The sequence below is a fragment of the Spiroplasma sp. hy2 genome, assembly GCF_044714365.1.
Lineage (GTDB): Bacteria > Bacillota_I > Bacilli_A > Mycoplasmatales > Mycoplasmataceae > Spiroplasma > Spiroplasma phoeniceum.
In genome coordinates, this window is the sequence record NZ_RXFZ02000353.1 from 1 (window position 1) to 553 (window position 553).

Annotated in this window: 1 pseudogene; it reads left to right on the forward strand. The window is 20.1% G+C overall.

Annotation, left to right across the window (positions count from 1 at the left end):
• Positions 1–322: 322 nt before the first annotated feature.
• Positions 323–553, forward strand: a pseudogene (locus EHV01_RS06475) (hypothetical protein); the annotation flags it as partial.

The following is a 553-nucleotide window of genomic DNA, read 5'->3' on the forward strand; positions in this document are numbered from 1 at the left end:
TAAWAAAATTTAAAGCAAAAGTATAATCTTACACAAAATTAGTTTTCAAATTGTCATATTGATGATTTTTTTTATTTCATCAAGAGTTTTCTACAAAATTAAAGAATTATTTTAAAATTTTATCTTGAAAAATAGTTATTATTAATTGTTTTAAGGGTTAAATTAACAACATAATAAATTATGTTTAGTATTTGTTTATAAAAAGTATTGTATTTATAAACTATAAGTATATAATTAATATAAGTTTTAATCTTTTTGTATCAAAAAAGAGTTTATGCTGACTTGTTAATCGGACAAGAATAAAAAAAGAGAGGTTTATAAAATGGCTCTTACAAAAGAACAATTAATAGAACAAGGTTTAAGTGAAGAGATTGCAGAAAATATCTTAAATCAGTTTAATAATGAAGCCAAACAAATTAGAGAAAGTGTGCAAAAACGCGAAGATGTTATATCAAAAGAAGACTTTATTAAATTATCTAATGAATTAGATGAATTAAAAGCTTTTAAAGATGTTCCATCTACTAAAATTAAAGATATTAAAACTAATTTAKAT